Genomic DNA, 17,472 nt, shown 5'->3' with positions numbered 1-17,472 from the left:
TTATTCCATCCGGTCAAGAATCTCGCTTATCGCCTCATTCACCCCATGTGCCCGTTCTTGGTGCTGTCGGTCACGCTGCAAGGTTACAAGGTCTTCCAAAACATCCACGGGCATATTATTTTTTGCACACAGTTCTTCCAAAATTTTCCTCGCCTCTGTGTCTTTCCAAAGAGGTAGATCACCTAAAAAATCATCCATGTCTGTTTCCTTTTCTTAAGAGTTCATCAGCCCATAAGCGCTTGATAAGATCAACTTCCCGCTTTGAAATCAGTTCTACGCCAAAGGCTTCCTGAGTTTGGAGAAGTCTCGCTAAAATCTTATGCCTAGCCTCGATGGTAAAGGGACCGGGAATATGTTTGCCCGTGAGACTGTATTGAATCTTGCCATTACGCCGCTCCACACTACGCCATTGAGGATCGTTGCGGATCTCTTTCAGCCAATCACGAAATTCGATTAAGGGGCTATATCGCTGTTCTCCTGCATCGACAACATTTTGCAAACTCTTGTCTTTTGTTACGACCGTACAGGCCCAGCAACCAAAACGGCTGGAAGTGGTGCCGCAGCCCGGTGCATCCTCAGGACTGGTGACAAAGGGGCATTCACCACCTTGGGAATCCTTGTACAATTTAATCAATCCCTCGTGCGAACCGCCCCAAGGCGGCGGGAAGCACCAGATAATCTCCCAAATCTGGTCAGTGGTCAGATGAACAATAGGTCGGTAAATGAACGCACCCGGCAAATTAGTGTGAGGGGTGAGATTTGATTGTACGAGGTTTTCATGTTTGAGGATACTGGCCCGACGGCTGTTCGATTCATCCAACCGAACGCCGAGAATCACAATGGCCGCGCCATCTTTGTTGACGCAAGCACGAATATATTGACTGGTCGGCGCGATTTTCAGCCGATCAGTACACCAGCGCATTTTCTGGTTTGGGCTAGGATAGCCCCTGCCTATCAGCAAAACCCAAAAGGTCTGTTCAGGGGCTGGTGTGGTGGTGACAACTGTGACGGGAAGCCGCCAATTGGTAGCAGCCTCGCGGATTGCAGCTTGTGAACGCACAAGGTGGGCAACGACCAATGGACTTTCCACCAAAGTATCGTTGGAAACGATATGGATGGCGCGGGTGCGGCGTGAAGGAGCGATGGAGAGCAATGCCTCAAATACTGCCTGAGCCAGCACCGTGGAATCCTTGCCACCAGAAAAACCGATGATCCAGGGATAGGATTGCGTCTCGGAAAGATATTCCTCCCGAATACTCTCAACAACACTTTCCCACAGCGAACCAATATCTCCGCCGGCAGGGGCTATCGCTTCTTTCATGGCCACCACCTTTGCCGCACATGCTGATCTAGCTCTACGAGAAAGTACAAAAAAATCCCCACATTCCAAAGGAGAAGCGAGGTAAACAGGGCTGGAGGCAAAGATTGGTCAGCGGTAGGGAAAATCTCCCGCCAACAAACAATGTTCCTCTGACCATCAAGAAAAAATGTGAGTAAATTCAAACTTCGTTCCATATTTATGAGCAGCAATACCGTCGTATTCTTGGACGGCATCCTTGGAAGCATCTCCCGTCGATTCAAATGCAATTGGGCCGAGTGTCCAAATCCTGGCGGCAAGCCTTGAAAAGGTTGCCTGATTCCGTCATCGGACCGAGCAAGCCACACTTGTGTTTTATGGCGTTTTGATTACCCTCCAATGGGAATCGCCGCAAGCATGGCTCAAGATAATGCCGAAGGCATTTTATCATCAAAGCGTAATTCCCCTCTCTCGGCAAGAAGAAGATGTCGCAATACAGCGAAGCCACCGTATCCGGTTTTGTCTGAAACGATATTGTTCTGAGGATTGGGGGAGCCGCGCCTCGCTTCCTGAATGGTTAAGCGTTTAACGCGGCAATCCGCCAAAAGAGACGGTTACATATCAAAGGAAACTGAAATGATCGATCCGTGTATTGCCGGCAGGGTTGTGATGATCACCGGGGCCAATCACGGCATCGGCGCAGCGACGGCCAGGGCCTTTGCCGCCCAGGGTGCGAAGGTGTATCTAAGCTGTTTTCGGGAGCCCTGCGAGTACAGCGCGGCCCAGCTCAGGGCCGCGCAGGAGGCCGGGGAGGGCGGCGCTCTCCTCTATCGGGCCAGCCAGCAACAGAGGGCGGACGCCATTGTCGCGGAAATCCGGGAAGCTGGCGGCACGACAGCGGCATGCGAACTCGATCTCGGAATTGCGGCGAACATTCCCGTCCTCTTCGACCGGTGCGAAGCCGAACTCGGCCCGGTCGACATCCTGGTCAACAACCATTGCTACTGCGCTCCCGACACCTTCGATCCGGCCGCAATGACCAGCGAAGGGTTCGGCGTCGAGGCGGTGTCGGCGCGGGACATCGACAGGAACAGCGCCGTCAACACCCGCTCCTACGCCCTGACCATAGCCGAATACATCCGCCGCTTCGTGCAGCGAAAGGCCCGCTGGGGCCGGATCGTCAATGTCAGCACCGATGCGGCCCATGCCCACGAGGCCAACGTCAGCTATGCGGCCAGCAAACACGCCATCGAATCCTACAGCCGCTCGGCCGCCCTGGAAGTGGACCAATATGGCATTACCGTGAATATCGTCGCGCCCGGTCCCACGCAGATCGGGTATCTGACACCGGAGGAGGAACGCGCCATCACGGCGCAACTCCCCCTGCGGCGGATCGGCAGGCCCGAAGACGCGGCCGAGGTGATCCTTTTTCTCGCCTCCGAGCAGGCCCGCTGGCTGACCGGCCAACTGCTCTATGCCGGCGGCGGCTGGCGGATGCATCAATAAGCACGCCCTGGCCCGCGCCGCTGGCGACTCACTCCTGGGTCGGCGGCGGCGCCAGGGCCTCTTCGGCCGAGGCGGCGCGATCGCGCCGGTGATCCTTGGCCACCAGCATGTAAATCGACGGAATCACGAACAGGGTGAACAGCGAGCCAATGGCCATACCACCCACCAGCACCAGACCGATCGAGTTGCGGGCCGCGGCGCCCGCACCGGTGACTAGGGTCAAGGGAAAATGGCCGGCAATGGTGGCGCCTGTGGTCATCAGGATCGGCCGCAGGCGGGTCATGGCCGCCTCCAGCACCGCCGCGTGCTTGCTCAAGCCCTGCTCCTGGAGCTTGTTGGCGAACTCGACGATCAAAATGCCGTTCTTCGACACCAGCCCCACCAGGGTCACCAGGCCCACCTGGGAATAGATGTTGAGCGAGGTGGTCCAACCCCTGGTCCAGAACGGGACGTTGGGATCGGGCATCTTGAGGAAGGTGAAGATCAGGGCGCCGAACATGGCCAGGGGCACGGAGCCGGCCAGGATGACGAAGGGATCGCGGAAGCTGTTGAACTGGGCGGCGAGCACCAGGAAAATCAGGACGATGGCCAGGCCGAAGGCCAGGACAAAGGTATTGCCCTCCACCCGCAGCTGGCGGGACTCGCCGGTGTAGTCGAGCGAGTAGCCCTGGGGCAGGATCTTGGCCGCCTCGTCCTCGAGAAAGCGGAGCGCCTCGTCCAGGGGCCGCATCGGATAGGCGCTGATGGTGACCGCGTTCAGCTGCTGAAAGCGGTTCAGGGACCGGGCCTCGGTGGTATCCTTGATGGTGGCCACGGTGGCGAGCGGCACCAGCGTCCCATCCGGGCCGGTCACATGGATGTTGCCCAACTGATCTGGATTGAGCCGGTCGGTCCGCATGATCTGGGGCACCACCTTGTAGCTGCGGCCGGCGATATTGAAGCGGTTGACGTAATTGCCGCCCATCATGGTGCCGAGATCGGCGCCCATCTGCTGGAGGTTGAGGCCGAGCGCCGCCACCTTGTCGCGGTCGATGACGATCTCCGACTGGGGCTGATCGATCTTGACGTCGAGCAGCGGCGGGAAGGCGAACATCCTGCTCTCGGTGGCCGCCACCTGGATCTTCTTGGCGAATTCGAGGATCTGGTCGAGTTCGGCGGTGGAGGCGATGACGAATTCCACCGGGAACTGGCCGCCGCCGGGCAGGGCCGGGGGCGTCACCGGCAGGACGCGGATGCCGCTGATGCCGTGCAGCTTCTGCGCCACCTCGGGCATGATCTCGAAAATGGTCCGCTCGCGGTCCTGCCAGGGCTTGGTCACCATGCCCGCGAAACCGGAGCTGGGCTCGGTGATCTGAAAGACGAAATCGGTTTCGGCAACGCTCTGGAAGACGCCATTGACCGCCTTCGTATACTGTTGATTCTGGTCCAGGGTGGAGTTGGCCGCCGATTCGATAATGCCGAAGATGACGCCCTGATCCTCGGTCGGCGCCAGTTCCTTGGCCGACATCTGAAACATCGGCACCGACAGCAGGCCGAGGACGATCCAAACCAGATACACCGCCGGCCGGTGCCGGAGCGTGAGGCCGAGCCAGCGGCCGTAGGCGGCGCGGAGCCGCTTGAAATCGCGTTCGATCTTGCCGGCCAGGCCATGTTCGGTCATGCCGGCCCTGAGCAGCTTGGAGGACATCATCGGCGACAGGGTCAGGGCCACCACCCCTGAGATGACCACCGCCCCGGCGAGGGTGAAGGCGAATTCGCGGAAGAGCGCGCCGGTCAGGCCGCCCTGGAGGCCGATGGGCGCGTACACCGCGGCCAGGGTGACGGTCATCGAAATCAGCGGGCTGACCAGTTCGCGGCCGCTGAGCAGGGCCGCATCCATCGGCGTCTTGCCCTCGCCGAGATGGCGTTCGACGTTTTCGACCACCACGATGGCGTCGTCGACCACCAGACCCACGGACAGCACGATGGCCAGCAGGGTCAGCAGGTTGATGGTGAACCCGAAGACCTGCATGAGAAACATCGCCCCGATCAGGGACAAGGGGATGGTGACCACCGGAATGATGGCCGCGCGCAGCGAGCCCAGGAAGAGGAAGATGATGACGATGACGATCAACAGCGTCTCGCTCAGGGTCTCGACCACTTCCCGGATGGCGTTCTCGATGTAGTCGGTGCCGTCGTAGGCGATGCGGGCGGAAAGGCCGTTGGGCAGTTGCCGGTCGATCTCGCCCATCTCGGCGCGCACCCGCTTGATCACGTCGAGCGAGTTGGCGTTGGGCAGCGGCCAGATGCCCATGAACACGGCGGCCTGCCCGGAAAACCGCACCTCGGTGTCGTAATCCTCGGCGCCGAGCACCACCTGGCCGATATCCTCGATGCGGACAATGGCTCCCTGATCCTCGCGGATCACCAGCCGCTTGAAATCCTCCACGGTGCGCATGTCGGTGTTGGTGGTCAGGTTGACCTGCACCAGCGAGCCTTTGGTCGTGCCCACCGCGGCCAGGAAGTTGTTGTTGGCCAGGGCCTGGCGCACCTGCACCGGGCTGACGTTGAAGGCCGCCATCCGGGCCGGGTCGAGCCAGATCCGCATGGCAAAGGTCCGCGCCCCCAGGATATCGGCCCGCTGCACGCCGGCCAGCGCCGAGAGCCGGGGCTGGACCACCCGCATCAGATAATCGGTGATCTCGTTCTGCTGGAGCACCTCCGAAGTGAAGCTCAGATAGGCCGAGGCGAACTGGGAATCCGCCGAGGTGACGTCGATGATCGGGATTTCGGCCTCCGGCGGCAGATCGCGGCGGACCTGATCGACCTTGGAGCCGATCTCGGACAGGGCCTTGATCGGGTCGTAGTTGAGCCGCAGGCGGGCGTTGATGACCGATTTCCCCTGGCTGGACTGGGATTGAAGATAGTCGATGCCGTCGGCCCCGGCGATGGCCCGTTCCAGCGGCGTGGTGATGAAGCCGCGCACCAGATCGGCGTTGGCGCCGGTGTAGATGGTGGTCACCGTGACCACGGCATTGTCGCTGCGCGGGTACTGGCGGACGTTGAGCGAGCCGATGGCCTGCAGGCCGGCGATGATGATCAGCAGGCTGGTGACGATCGCCAGGACCGGCCGCCGGACGAAAAGATCGGTGAAGTTCATGGGTCAATCGTCCTTGGGCCGCGGCGCCAGCTTGAATTCCGGCAGCAGGCTGTTGTCGACCGCCACGGCTTGGCCGTTGCGCAGCTTGAACACCCCGGTGGCCACCACGGTCTGCTCCGGGGTAAGCCCCGAGGTCACGGCCACGAAATCGCCGCGCTTCTCACCGAGGCGGACGAACTGCTGCCGCGCCACCAAGCCGTTCGCGCCGCCTTCGTCGGCCTTGGCCGGCTCGACCACGAACACCGAATCCGAGTAGGGCGCGTAGAGCACGGCCGTGGCCGGAATGGCCAGGACCGGGCTGGACTGGGGCTGGATCACGGCGACGTTGACGAACATGCCTGGCCTGAGGAGCTCCCCCTGATTGGCCACCGTGGCCTGGACCCGGAGATTGCGGCTGGCGGTGTCGACCTCGGGATTGACCGCGGTGATCGCCCCGGTGACCACCTGGCCCGCCGGCAGGCCGTCGGAGGTGATCCGCACCGGATAGCCGGGCTGTACCTGCGCCAGTTGCTGCTGGGGCACGAGAAAATTGACGAAGATCGGATCGAGTGATTGCAGGGAAACGATCGGCGTCCCCTCCTTGATGATCTCGCCGAGATGGACCTGGCGGATGCCCAGCCTGCCGTCGAAGGCGGCGCGGATGGTCTTTTTGGCGATGGTCGCCCGGATGGTGTCGGCCTGGGCCAGGGCCTGCTTGAGCTGGGCCTCGGCATTGTCGTAATTGGCCTCGGCCACCACCTTGGTTTCCAGCATCTTCTTCGCCCGCTCGAAGGTCACCTTGGCCAGGGCGATGGCCGCCTCCGCCGCCCGCAACTGGGCGGTTTCGGCGGAAATGTCCTGCTGGACCAAGAGATCGCCCGCCTTGACCAGGGAACCCGGCTCAAAGGCGATGGCCACCACCTTGCCGGTCAACTCGGCCGCGACGGTCACACCCTGGACCGCCTCCAGGGAGCCGACCGCCGTCACCAGCGACTCCCAGGTCTGCGGCCGGGCCTGGACCGTGGCCACCACCTCGGGCGGAATCCTGGCCGCCTTGCTCGTCTTGATGAGGGTGCCGATCTGCAGGACCTTGGCGCCGGCCAGCACGCCGACCAGCACCACGACTCCGCCGATGCCGAGCAGCAGGGATTTGATCTTCATCGCCGTCTCTCCACAAAAGAAAGGCGGTTCGGAAAACAACCGGAACCGCCATCATACGCTGGATTACGATACCATCCCGGCCCAAGCCGGTCAACAGGTTGTGCCACCGGCGCCCGGCTTGGGCCGGAGGCCGGGGCGGCGGAAAAAGACAGGTGCTACTCGACGACACTAAAGCCCTTGGCGGCAATAGCCTGGCGCACCGCCTCGCCATCGAGCGCGCCCTCGTAGCGGGCCTCGCCCTTGGCAAGGTCGACGACCACGCCGGTGGCGCCCAGATCTTCCAGTGTCTTTTTGGCGGCGGCAACGCAATGCTGGCACTTCATGCCCTGAATTCGGAGAGTTGTCATTGTTGGTCCTCTTTGGTTGTGGTTCACGGATGATTGTCGCAACGGTCAGGATGCGGATCTGATCCGGTCGATCAGTTCGGTGGTCGAGCGGTCGTGTTCGAAGGGAATCCGCACCACCCGGCCGCCGGCGGCCTTGACCTCGGCGGCGCCGACGATCTCTTCCTCCCGGTAATCCGCACCCTTGACCAGAACGTCGGGCGAAAGCGCGGTGATCAGCCGCAGCGGGGTGGGCTCGGCAAAGGGCACGACAAAATCGACGCAGCCCAAGGCCGCCAGGACCCGGGCCCGGTCGGCCTCGCTGTTCACCGGCCGGCACGGCCCCTTCAGCCCACGCACCGAGTCGTCGGTGTTCAGCCCCACCACCAGGCAGTCGGCGGTGCGGCGCGCGGCCTCCAGGTAGCTGACATGACCGGCGTGCAGGATGTCGAAGCAGCCGTTGGTGAAGGCGATGCGGCTGTTTTGACATCCTGCACGCCGGATCAGGGCCAGGACGGGGTGCAACTCCTCCAGGGTGCGGATCTTGTCCCGGTCGGCGGTGCCCCAGGACCGGTCGCCGGCCGGATAGAAACGGCGCCGCTGTTCGTCGACCAAAGCGTCGTCGAGCGGACAACCGATCACCGTCGCTTCGACGCCGGCCGCCCGCACCACCGTGCCGTCCGGGGCCACGATCATCGAGTGGCCCGCCATTGCCATGGCGCCGGTCAGGCCGCAGCCGTTGGCCGCAGCCACATAGACCTGATTCTCGATGGCCCGGGCCCGCACCAGGGTCTGCCAGTGATCGAGCCGGCTCGCCGGCCACTGGGCCGACACCGCCAGCAGGCGGCCGCCGGCGAAGATCTGTTGCCGGGCGACCTCGGGAAAGCGGAGATCGTAGCACACCAGTCCGGCCAGCGGGCCGTTCGGGGTTCGGATCAGGGAGGACGCCGCCCCGCCCCGGTAATAGTCGTCCTCGTGCCAGTGAGTGAACAGGTGCTGCTTGGCCAGTCGGCCAAGCACGCCTTGCGGCCCGACCACGAACAGGGTGTTGGTCGGCAGGCCGCCATCGGCGGGCAGGTCGGTCAGGGTGCCGGCCAGCACGGCCCGATGCCGGGCGGCGATCCGCTGCATGGCCTCCAGAATCTCCGGGGTTCGCCGTCCGAGTTCCGTCGTCCGGTCGTAGTCGAAGCCGGTGGCCCACATCTCGGGCAGCACGAGCAGGGTGTCCGGGGCCGGAGCGAACTCATCGATCAGGCGCTCCGCCTCATCGATGTTGCGTTCCACCGCACCAATGGCGATGGTGAACTGCACGCAGGCAACGGCCGGAAACAGGGTCGACTCGCTCATTCGCTCATCTGCTCCAGGGCTGATTGCGCCAGGGCGCCGACCGTGGTTGCCCGGAACTGGCCGTCCCAGTACAGGGTCAGCGGGGCCGGATCGTCCACCCTTGCCCGGAGCGCCGCTTCGGTGGCGTTCAGATGGAGGTTGCCCGCCGCCAGGGCGGCCAGGCCGCGGACGGTCGCGTCCTTGGCGTGCAGGTAGGGCGGGATGTCGGCCCCGGCGCCCTTGTCGATCAGGAGGCGGGGCCGGCAGCCGCTCAAGCGGGCCACGCCCCAGAGCAGCCCGCGCTGCAGCAGGGGATGCTCGATGTAGTTGCCGTCCTGGCAGATCTCCGGACCGTCCTCGCGCATGTAGGACAGCAGCATGTGGATGTATTCCCCGGCCAAGCCGTCATGGCGGCACATGGCCTCGGCCATGGACTCCGGCGCCCCCCAGCCGATGCCGCCGGACTCGTCGTTGAGGCTCCAGAGAAAGCGACGCATCACGACCCGCGCCTCCTCCATAGCCTCCGCCGCCAGCCGGGCCACGGCATCGCCCATGCAACTGACCGCGTACCACCGCAGGTGCGGCTCCTCCCGGCAGATCGCCGAAAACAGGACATTGACCGCAGCCTTGGCCGGATAGCGCCGCATCGACGCCATGACGGCGGCGAGGTCCGGGCCCCGCAGTAGCGCCAGGACCTCGTGCTTGATGGTACGGCCGCTCACGTCGCCGGGCTCTCCTTACTCGGCCGCGGGTGCCGGCATGGTGAAGACGCGGGTGCCCAGTTCGGCGTCGATCATGAACAGACCCGAGGTATTGTCCTTGATCAGCTTGAGCTTTTCGATGATCTCGCTGGCGCTGGCCTCCTCTTCCACCTGCTCGGAGACGAACCACTGGAGGAAATTGTTGCTGGCATGGTCTTTTTCGCTGATGGCCAGGTCGACCAGGTCGTTGATCAGGCCGGTGACGTGCTCCTCGTGCTTGAGCACCGCCTCGAAGACGGCCAGCGGCGTGTTCCAGGCGGTTTCCGGTTTGGCGATGGCCTCCAGGGTCACCTTGCCGCCGCGCTCGATGACGAAATCATAGAATTTCATGGCGTGCATCAGTTCTTCCTGCGCCTGCGTCCGCATCCAGTTGGCGCAGCCCTTGAGGCTGATCGATTGAAAATAGGCCTCCATGGCCAGGTACAGGTAGGAGGAATACATTTCCGCATTGATCTGGTCGTTGAACGCCTTGAGCATCTTCTTTTTCAGCATGGTGGCCTCCCTTGGCTGCCGGTTGGACGAATGATGGACGGTGTTCCCCAGGGGAACGATGCTTCCAACTATAAGCACAACCATGAGGCATTCCAGACTTTTCTGGAAAGATGTTGTTTTTTGCAGGCAAACCTGTTTCCCTATGCCTTCCGAATAAATTGCAAAAAATGGAGTACAGCATGCAGAAAACCGTTTGTATCACCGGCGCCACCTCCGGTTTCGGCAGGGCCTGCGCCGAACGTTTCGCCGCCGAGGGCTGGCGGCTCGTGGTCACCGGCCGGCGGGCGGACCGACTCAAGGAACTGCGCGATCATTGCAGCGCCACCCCGATCCATACCGTGGAACTCGACGTCCGCGACCTGGACGCGGTCAAGGCCATGGTCCGCGACCTGCCCGAGGGGTTTGGCGACATCGACGTCCTGGTCAACAACGCCGGCCTGGCGCTCGGCCTGGAAGGCGCCCACGAGGCCAATCTGGACGACTGGGAAACCATGATCGACACCAACATCAAAGGGCTGTGCTTCCTCACCCGCTGCCTACTGCCGGGCATGGTGGCCCGCAACCGGGGCCACATCATCAACATGGGCTCCATCGCCGGCACCTACCCCTATCCGGGCGGCAACGTCTACGGCGCCACCAAGGCGTTCGTCAAGCAGTTCTCCCGCAACCTGCTCACCGACCTGATCCACACCAAGATCCGCGTGACCAACATTGAGCCGGGTCTTTCGGAGAGCGAGTTTTCCATCGTCCGCTTCCACGGCGACAAAAGCAAGGCCGACGCGGTCTATAAGGGCACCCAGCCGTTGCGGCCGGTGGACATCGCCGACATCGTCCACTGGGTGACCACCGTGCCGCCGCACGTCAACATCTGCACGGTCGAGGTCATGCCGGTCTGCCAGAGCTGCGGTCCCCTGGCCATCCACCGGGAACCCTGAGCGCGGAGAACGGCATGCGACGAGTTGTGATCACCGGCATGGGCATTGTCTCGCCCTTGGGCGACTCCACCGCCGAGGTCCTGGCCTCGCTGCGGGAGGGCCGTTCGGGCATCCGCTTTCATTCGCCTTACCGTGACATGGGGCTGCGCGCCCAGATCGGCGGCTTCACCCGGGTGGACCTGAAGGAACAGATCGACAAGAAAAACCTGCGCTTCATGGGCAATGCCGCCGCCTACGCCTCCATCGCCCTGCAGCAGGCGATCGCCGATGCCGGCCTGGCCGATGAGGAGGTTTCCCATCCCCGCACCGGCCTGATCATCGGCTCCGGCGGCACCTCGGCCGAAAACGTGGTCGCCACCGCCGACATCATGCGGGAGAAGGGATTGAAGCGGCTCTCCCCCTTCATGGTGCCGCGCACCATGAGCAGCACGGTCTCCGCCTGCCTGACCAGCACCCACCGCATCAAGGGGTTGTGCTACTCGATCTCCTCGGCCTGCGCCACCGGCTCGCACTGCATCGGCGCGGCCATGGAGCAAATTCAACTGGGCAAGCAGGATGTGGTCTTTGCCGGCGGCGCCGACGAGGAACATTGGACCCAGACCGCCATGTTCGACGCCATGGGCGCCCTGTCCACCCGGTTCAACGACGCGCCGGAGCGGGCCTCTCGGCCCTACGACCGCGACCGCGACGGCTTCGTCGTCGCCAACGGCGCCGGTCTGGTGGTGGTGGAAGAATACGAGCGGGCGAAAAAACGGGGGGCGACCATCTACGCCGAGGTGATCGGCTACGGCGCCACCGCCGACGGCTCGGAAATGGTGCAGCCCTCGGGCGAGGGCGCGGTGCGCTGCATCCGCCTGGCCCTGGCCGCGACTGCCGGCCCCATCGACTACATCAACGCCCACGGCACCTCCACCCCCATCGGCGACCTGGTGGAACTGCGGGCCATCCGCGAGGTGTTCGGCGCGGATAACCCGCCGATCAGTTCGACCAAGTCCCTCTCCGGCCACAGCCTGGGCGCGGCCGGGGTGCACGAGACCATCTACAGCCTGCTGATGCTGAACCACGGCTTCATCTGCGGCTCGGCCAATATCGACACCATGGACCCGGAGGCAGCGGGGCACAATATCGTCGAGGCCAACCGCGACGCCCGCCTCACCACGGTGATGAGCAACAGCTACGGCTTCGGCGGCACCAACGCCTGTCTGATTTTCAGGAAGGTGTGACCGGAGGCTGAACAACCGACGCGGCCTTGGGGGGATGTCGAACCCGGGGCCGCGGCCGTCCCTCTCGCGCTTCAGCCTGGCCAAATTCTCCCTGACTCACATGCGCGATTCAACCAGCATCTCCACCGATCCCTGCCAGGTGCAGGCCCCGCAGGAGATGTCATGCAGATCGATCGGCACCGCATCCGCCGGTTGCTGTTCCGGACGGACAACAACCGGCTGCCGTTCGGCATTCACCTGAAAGACGATCCGGGCGCCCGACCTGGTCGACACGAACAACTCCGAGCCGCATTGGGGACAGGCCAACAGTTCCATGGGCTGATCTCCTCCTTCCGAGTCGCACTGATTTTCCAGACAACAAAAAGGGCAACGGAATCCCGTTGCCCTTTTCATCGAGCTTTACTGCAAAAACGCCACTTCCCCGTCAGGCGTCCTTCTGCTGGCGCTGGGCGTTGTCGTAGAGGGCGATGAAGTTGATCGGCTCCATCAAAAACGGCATGAAGCCGCCGTCCACCGCGACCTGGCAAACGATCTGGCGGGTAAAGGGGAAGAGCATCAGGGGACAGTCAACCGCCAGCACCCGCTCGTGGTGCTCCTCGGGAATGTTCTTCATCAGGAAGACGGCGGCGTGCTCGATCTCGACGATAAACATCACCGCATCTTCGTTGTTCTTGTCCAGGACCTTGGCGGTGATGGCGATGGAGACCTCGGTATGGTCGTCGTCGAGCTTCTGGTTCTTCAGCTGGAGGTTGAAATCCACCTTGGGGTCCTGATTGCGCACCAGAAATACCTTGGGGGCATTGGGGCTCTCGAAGGAAAAATCCTTGATGTACATCTTCTGCATGCGGAAAATCGGGATTTCCTGCTGTTCGGGGGTCTGCTCTGCCATGGTCGGTCCTTGTGGTGGAAGTCATGAAAAACCGGTGATTCAAGACACCGGCAGTTTGTGCAATCGGCGGGCATCCTACCAGGGGATGGTCCGGAAAGACAATGAAAAAACCGTTCAATCACCGTTAAGAAACTGCTTCAAAAACATGCCGGTGTAGGAGCCGGAGGTGCGGGCGATGGTCTCGGGGCTGCCGGTGGCGATCACCCGGCCGCCGCCGCTGCCGCCCTCGGGGCCGATGTCGATCACGTAGTCGGCGGTCTTGATCACGTCGAGGTTGTGCTCGATCACCACCACGGTGTTACCGCCGTCGACCAGCCGCCCCAGGACCCGGAGCAGGTGCTGGATGTCGGCCGGATGGAGACCGGTGGTGGGCTCGTCGAGGATGTAGAGGGTCTGGCCGGTGGAGCGGCGGCTCAGTTCCTTGGCCAGCTTGACCCGCTGGGCCTCGCCGCCGGAGAGCGTCACCGAGCTTTGCCCCAGGGAGAGGTAACCCAGGCCGACATCGACGATGGTCTGCAGGCGGCCGGCGATCGGCGGCACGTTCTGGAAAAAGGCCAGGGCCTCCTCCACGGTCATTTGCAGGATCTCGGCGATGTTTTTCCCCTTATAGCTAATGTCCAGGGTCTCCTGGTTGTAGCGCCTGCCCTGGCAGCGCTCGCAGGTGACGTAGATGTCGGGCAGAAAATGCATGGCGATACGGATGAGGCCGTCGCCCTCGCAGGTCTCGCAGCGGCCGCCCTTGATGTTGAAGCTGAATCGGCCCGGCTGGTAGCCGCGGGCGCGCGATTCCGGCAGGCGGGCGAGCAGTTCGCGGATGGGCGTCATCACCCCGGTGTAGGTGGCCGGGTTGGAGCGCGGCGTGCGGCCGATGGGGCTCTGGTCGATGTCGATCACCTTGTCGAGTTGCTCCATGCCGTGGAGCAGGTGCGGCCCGCGCAGATAGCCCCGTTTGTCAGTGAAATACCGTTCGGCCTCGCGGAACAGGGTCTCGATCACCAGCGAACTCTTGCCTGAGCCGGAAACGCCGGTGACGCAGGTCATCACCCCCAGGGGAAAGCGGACCGACAGATTCTGCAGATTGTTGACGACCGCGCCCCGCACCTCGACGGCCCGGTCGGTGACGGGCCGGCGCTGGTCCGGCACCTCGATTCTGAGCCGGCCGGAGAGATAGCCGCCGGTCTGGGAGGCCTCGCAGTCGAGCAGGCCGGGCACCGGCCCGGAATAGAGGATCTCGCCACCGTGCACGCCCGCGCCCGGCCCGATGTCGAGCACATGGTCGGCGTTGGCGATGGTGTCCGAATCGTGTTCGACCACGATCACGGTGTTGCCCAGGTCGCGGAGGTTGATCAGGGTCTTGATCAGCTTGTTGTTGTCGCGCTGGTGCAGGCCGATGCTCGGTTCGTCGAGAATGTACAGCACCCCGGCCAGGCCGGAGCCGATCTGCGAGGCCAGGCGGATGCGCTGGGCCTCGCCGCCGGAGAGCGTGCCCGCCTTGCGGTCGAGCGACAGGTAGCCGAGCCCCACGCCCTGGAGGAAGAAAAGCCGCTCGCGGATCTCCTTGAGGATGGGTTTGGCGATGATCGCCTGGCGCGACTCGAAATCGAGCGTTTCCAGTTCCTGGATCAACTGCTCGATGGCCATCCGGCACAAGTCGATGATCGACCAGCGGCCGACCCGCACCGCCAGGGCCTCGGGCTTGAGCCGGGCCCCCTGGCAGGCCGGGCAGCCCTGCTCGTTCATGAACCCCTCCACCTCCTCGCGCAGGCGGGCCGAGGTGGTTTCGCGGAACAGCCGGTTGAGGCGGGGCACGATGCCCTCGAAGACGAGTTGCGACACCAGGGTGCGGCGGCCGCGGCTGTGCACGAATTCGAGCTTTTCCCGGCCGGTGCCGTGCAGGAGCCCTTTTCTGGCCTTGTCCGGCAGGTCGGCAAAGGGCGTGTTCGGGTCGAACTGATAGTGGCGGGCAAAGGCCTCGATCCACTGGTCGGCCTGGGTGGACAGCCGCCGTCGGGTCCAGGGCACGATGGCGCCGTCCGGGAGCGAGAGCGATTCGTCGGGCACGATCAGGCGCTCGTCGATGAACTGGTTGACGCCCAAGCCGCTGCACACCGGGCAGGCGCCCTGGGGATTGTTGAAGGAAAACAACTGGGTGGAGAGTTCGGGCACCGAGATGCCGCACTGGTGGCAGGCGGCCGATTCACTGAACAGCACCTCCTCGCCGGTGTCGGGAAAGTGGGCCAGCATGGCGCCGCCGCCCAGGGCCACGGCGGTGCTCACCGATTCGTCCAGCCGCCGCCGGATCGAGGCCTTGATCACCAACCGGTCGACCACCGCCTCAATGGTGTGGCGCTTGTTCTTGTCGAGGACGATCTCCTCGCCGAGCTGGCGCACCTCGCCGTTCACCCGCACCCGGACAAAGCCCTCCTTGCGCAGCCGCTGGAAGACCTGTTCGTGCTGACCCTTTTTCCGCGTCACCAGCGGCGCCAGCAGGAGCACCTTCTCGCCTTCCTGGCGGGCCAGCAGGGATTCGAGCATGTCGTGCACCGACTGGGAGCGGATCGCCTGGCCGCACTGGGGGCAGTGCGGCTGCCCGGCCCGGGCGAAGAGCAGGCGGAGGTGATCGTAGATCTCGGTGACCGTGCCCACGGTGGAGCGCGGATTTTTGCTGGTGGTCTTCTGTTCGATGGAAACCGCCGGCGACAGGCCCTCGAGCAGGTCGACATCGGGCTTGTCCATCTGTCCGAGAAACTGGCGGGCGTAGGTGGAAAGCGATTCGACGTAGCGGCGCTGGCCCTCGGCATAGAGCGTGTCGAAGGCCAGGGTCGACTTGCCGCTGCCGGACAGGCCGGTGAAGACGATCAACTTGTTGCGCGGCAGATCGACGGAGATGTTTTTCAGGTTGTGCATCCGCGCGCCGCGGATGCGGAGAAATTGGGGTTCCATTGCGCACTGCTCTTGCTCGGGGACAAGGCCGCTGCGGGCCCCGGAGGCCGGGGCGGCGGCCGACAATTTCGTTTACCGTGGCCCTGTCCTGTGGTAGATTGCCGCATACTTGTAGCCACGATCCCGCAACAATCAATACTGGAAAGATTCTGCCATGTACTTTCAGGACATCATCGCCACCTTGAACAGCTACTGGGCATCCGCGGGCTGTGTCGTCATGCAGCCCTACGACATGGAAGTGGGAGCCGGCACCTTCCATCCCGCCACCCTGCTCCGCGCCCTGGGACCCGAGCCGTGGAAGGCGGCCTATGTCCAGCCGTCGCGGCGCCCGACCGACGGCCGCTACGGCGAGAATCCGAACCGGTTGCAGCACTATTACCAGTATCAGGTGGTGATCAAGCCCTCGCCCGCGGACGTGCAGGCCATGTACCTGGAAAGTCTGAAGCGATTCGGCCTCAACCTGCTGGAACACGACATCCGCTTCGTCGAGGACGACTGGGAGTCACCCACCCTGGGGGCCTGGGGACTCGGCTGGGAGGTGTGGCTGGACGGCATGGAAATCACCCAATTCACCTACTTCCAACAGGCCGGCTCCATCGATCTCAAGCCGGTGACCGCCGAGATCACCTACGGCCTGGAGCGAATCGCCATGTATCTGCAGAAGGTGGATTCGGTTTACGACATCGCCTGGAACGAAGAGGTAACCTACGGCGAGATCTTCCACCAGGCCGAGCGGGAATTCTCCGCCTTCAACTTCGAGGAGGCCAACGTCGCCGAGCTGTTCCACGCCTTCGACACCTACGAGCGCGAAGCCCTGAAGCTGGTGGAGAAGAACCTGATCCTGCCCGGTTACGACTACTGCCTCAAGTGCTCGCACACCTTCAACCTGCTCGATGCCCGCAAGGCCATCAGCGTGGCCGAGCGCACCCGGTACATCGGCCGGATCCGGCACATCGCCCGCCAAGTGGCCCAACGCTACGTCGAACAGCGGCAAGCCATGGGCTTTCCCCTCCTCAAGCAAATGGCGACAATCTGATTTGCTCCGCGCAGACCAACAGGCGGAAAAACCGGGACAAACAAAAAAACATCTGGCATTTCAAGGGAGTTTACGGTAGATAACCCTCGAAATGCTCATACGTGCAATGCATTCTATTCCTCGTCCAGGCAGAACAGTTCGAATACCTGTGGCCCATCGCATTCATCTCCCGTCCTTGTCGGTTCCACCTCCTGTCGAACATCCTCTTTTTGCCTGCTGCACCGATACTTCCCTGCAATTCTCCACTGAATGAACATCATTTTCATCTGTCTTCCCGTGCCCGATGCCCCAAAGCGGCCGCCCTTGCCGGCCTGTCGCGCGTCGCGTTGCCGGTGCCAGAGGGAAGGCAGTGAGGATACACACGAACGGAAACCGATGGTGGAGGGGAACAATACGATTTTCCAAGGGTTGCACCGTACGGATACTTTGCAGGACGCTCTTTCGGCGGCACTTCAACTATCT

At 63.0% G+C, this 17,472-nt stretch carries 15 protein-coding genes; 4 read left to right on the top strand and 11 right to left on the bottom strand.

The features are described 5' to 3' along the window. On the bottom strand, nt 1-198 hold the full coding sequence (locus tag Q362_RS0105035; RefSeq protein WP_028317800.1) for a DNA modification system-associated small protein: 198 nt from the start codon (nt 196-198) through the stop codon (nt 1-3). Continuing rightward, the gene (dndC, locus tag Q362_RS22725; protein WP_084312304.1) at nt 191-1,321 is read right to left on the bottom strand and encodes a DNA phosphorothioation system sulfurtransferase DndC; all 1,131 of its coding nucleotides are present in this window, start codon (nt 1,319-1,321) and stop codon (nt 191-193) included. The genes Q362_RS0105035 and dndC overlap by 8 nt, the downstream gene beginning before the upstream one ends. 612 nt (nt 1,322-1,933) lie before the next feature. On the opposite strand from dndC, the gene Q362_RS0105030 reads away from it, so the two are divergent. Next, the gene (locus Q362_RS0105030) at nt 1,934-2,803 is read left to right on the top strand and encodes an SDR family NAD(P)-dependent oxidoreductase (RefSeq protein WP_028317799.1); all 870 of its coding nucleotides are present in this window, start codon (nt 1,934-1,936) and stop codon (nt 2,801-2,803) included. A gap of 28 nt (nt 2,804-2,831) precedes the next feature. Here Q362_RS0105030 and Q362_RS0105025 read toward each other — a convergent pair whose 3' ends face one another. The 6 genes from Q362_RS0105025 to Q362_RS0104995 form a co-directional block, all read right to left on the bottom strand. Next, nucleotides 2,832-5,942, bottom strand: coding sequence for an efflux RND transporter permease subunit (locus Q362_RS0105025; RefSeq protein WP_028317798.1), 3,111 nt, complete (start codon nt 5,940-5,942; stop codon nt 2,832-2,834). A gap of 3 nt (nt 5,943-5,945) precedes the next feature. Continuing rightward, complete coding sequence (locus Q362_RS0105020; RefSeq protein WP_028317797.1) at nt 5,946-7,082, bottom strand: efflux RND transporter periplasmic adaptor subunit; 1,137 nt, start codon at nt 7,080-7,082, stop codon at nt 5,946-5,948. Between the two features lie 155 nt (nt 7,083-7,237). Further along, nucleotides 7,238-7,429: a heavy-metal-associated domain-containing protein gene (locus tag Q362_RS22720; RefSeq protein ID WP_028317796.1), complete on the bottom strand. Its 192-nt coding sequence runs from the start codon at nt 7,427-7,429 to the stop codon at nt 7,238-7,240. A gap of 45 nt (nt 7,430-7,474) precedes the next feature. After that, a complete protein-coding gene (rfaE2, locus tag Q362_RS24485) occupies nt 7,475-8,752 on the bottom strand; it encodes a D-glycero-beta-D-manno-heptose 1-phosphate adenylyltransferase (protein ID WP_084312300.1) in 1,278 nt (425 codons plus the stop codon). Beyond that, a complete protein-coding gene (locus tag Q362_RS0105000; protein ID WP_028317795.1) occupies nt 8,749-9,453 on the bottom strand; it encodes a DVU0298 family protein in 705 nt (234 codons plus the stop codon). The genes rfaE2 and Q362_RS0105000 overlap by 4 nt, the downstream gene beginning before the upstream one ends. 15 nt (nt 9,454-9,468) lie before the next feature. Continuing rightward, nucleotides 9,469-9,984, bottom strand: coding sequence for a ferritin-like domain-containing protein (locus Q362_RS0104995; protein WP_028317794.1), 516 nt, complete (start codon nt 9,982-9,984; stop codon nt 9,469-9,471). Nucleotides 9,985-10,163: 179 nt separating this feature from the next. Here Q362_RS0104995 and Q362_RS0104990 point away from each other — a divergent pair, with 179 nt between their 5' ends. Further along, nucleotides 10,164-10,919 carry an SDR family oxidoreductase gene (locus Q362_RS0104990; protein ID WP_028317793.1) on the top strand — a complete coding sequence of 252 codons (756 nt, stop codon included), beginning with the start codon at nt 10,164-10,166 and terminating at the stop codon, nt 10,917-10,919. A 14-nt stretch (nt 10,920-10,933) separates the two neighbouring features. Beyond that, the gene (fabB, locus tag Q362_RS0104985; RefSeq protein ID WP_028317792.1) at nt 10,934-12,142 is read left to right on the top strand and encodes a beta-ketoacyl-ACP synthase I; all 1,209 of its coding nucleotides are present in this window, start codon (nt 10,934-10,936) and stop codon (nt 12,140-12,142) included. 96 nt (nt 12,143-12,238) lie between these two features. On the opposite strand, the gene Q362_RS0104980 is transcribed toward fabB, so the two are convergent. From Q362_RS0104980 to uvrA, 3 genes are all read right to left on the bottom strand, one after another. Beyond that, on the bottom strand, nt 12,239-12,457 hold the full coding sequence (locus Q362_RS0104980) for a hypothetical protein (RefSeq protein ID WP_028317791.1): 219 nt from the start codon (nt 12,455-12,457) through the stop codon (nt 12,239-12,241). A gap of 109 nt (nt 12,458-12,566) precedes the next feature. Continuing rightward, the gene (gene secB, locus Q362_RS0104975) at nt 12,567-13,031 is read right to left on the bottom strand and encodes a protein-export chaperone SecB (protein ID WP_028317790.1); all 465 of its coding nucleotides are present in this window, start codon (nt 13,029-13,031) and stop codon (nt 12,567-12,569) included. A 114-nt stretch (nt 13,032-13,145) separates the two neighbouring features. Then, a complete protein-coding gene (uvrA, locus tag Q362_RS0104970; protein WP_028317789.1) occupies nt 13,146-15,974 on the bottom strand; it encodes an excinuclease ABC subunit UvrA in 2,829 nt (942 codons plus the stop codon). Nucleotides 15,975-16,128: 154 nt separating this feature from the next. Between uvrA and glyQ the strand changes: the two genes are divergently transcribed. Then, entirely contained in the window at nt 16,129-17,010 is an 882-nt protein-coding gene (glyQ, locus tag Q362_RS0104965; RefSeq protein WP_028317788.1) for a glycine--tRNA ligase subunit alpha, read from the top strand. The last annotated feature ends 462 nt before the right edge of the window (nt 17,011-17,472 follow it).

This window comes from Desulfobulbus elongatus DSM 2908 (genome assembly GCF_000621145.1).
In the GTDB taxonomy this organism is placed as follows: Bacteria; Desulfobacterota; Desulfobulbia; order Desulfobulbales; family Desulfobulbaceae; genus Desulfobulbus; species Desulfobulbus elongatus.
This window is presented reverse-complemented; position numbering and strand designations above follow the sequence as displayed.

Coding starts and splice junctions, on each gene's coding strand:
- Q362_RS0105035 (WP_028317800.1), bottom strand. CDS start 198: ATGGATGATTTTTTAGGTGATCTACCTCTTTGGAAAGACACAGAGGCG.
- dndC (WP_084312304.1), bottom strand. CDS start 1,321: ATGAAAGAAGCGATAGCCCCTGCCGGCGGAGATATTGGTTCGCTGTGG.
- Q362_RS0105030 (WP_028317799.1), top strand. CDS start 1,934: ATGATCGATCCGTGTATTGCCGGCAGGGTTGTGATGATCACCGGGGCC.
- Q362_RS0105025 (WP_028317798.1), bottom strand. CDS start 5,942: ATGAACTTCACCGATCTTTTCGTCCGGCGGCCGGTCCTGGCGATCGTC.
- Q362_RS0105020 (WP_028317797.1), bottom strand. CDS start 7,082: ATGAAGATCAAATCCCTGCTGCTCGGCATCGGCGGAGTCGTGGTGCTG.
- Q362_RS22720 (WP_028317796.1), bottom strand. CDS start 7,429: ATGACAACTCTCCGAATTCAGGGCATGAAGTGCCAGCATTGCGTTGCC.
- rfaE2 (WP_084312300.1), bottom strand. CDS start 8,752: ATGAGCGAGTCGACCCTGTTTCCGGCCGTTGCCTGCGTGCAGTTCACC.
- Q362_RS0104995 (WP_028317794.1), bottom strand. CDS start 9,984: ATGCTGAAAAAGAAGATGCTCAAGGCGTTCAACGACCAGATCAATGCG.
- Q362_RS0104990 (WP_028317793.1), top strand. CDS start 10,164: ATGCAGAAAACCGTTTGTATCACCGGCGCCACCTCCGGTTTCGGCAGG.
- fabB (WP_028317792.1), top strand. CDS start 10,934: ATGCGACGAGTTGTGATCACCGGCATGGGCATTGTCTCGCCCTTGGGC.
- Q362_RS0104980 (WP_028317791.1), bottom strand. CDS start 12,457: ATGGAACTGTTGGCCTGTCCCCAATGCGGCTCGGAGTTGTTCGTGTCG.
- secB (WP_028317790.1), bottom strand. CDS start 13,031: ATGGCAGAGCAGACCCCCGAACAGCAGGAAATCCCGATTTTCCGCATG.
- uvrA (WP_028317789.1), bottom strand. CDS start 15,974: ATGGAACCCCAATTTCTCCGCATCCGCGGCGCGCGGATGCACAACCTG.
- glyQ (WP_028317788.1), top strand. CDS start 16,129: ATGTACTTTCAGGACATCATCGCCACCTTGAACAGCTACTGGGCATCC.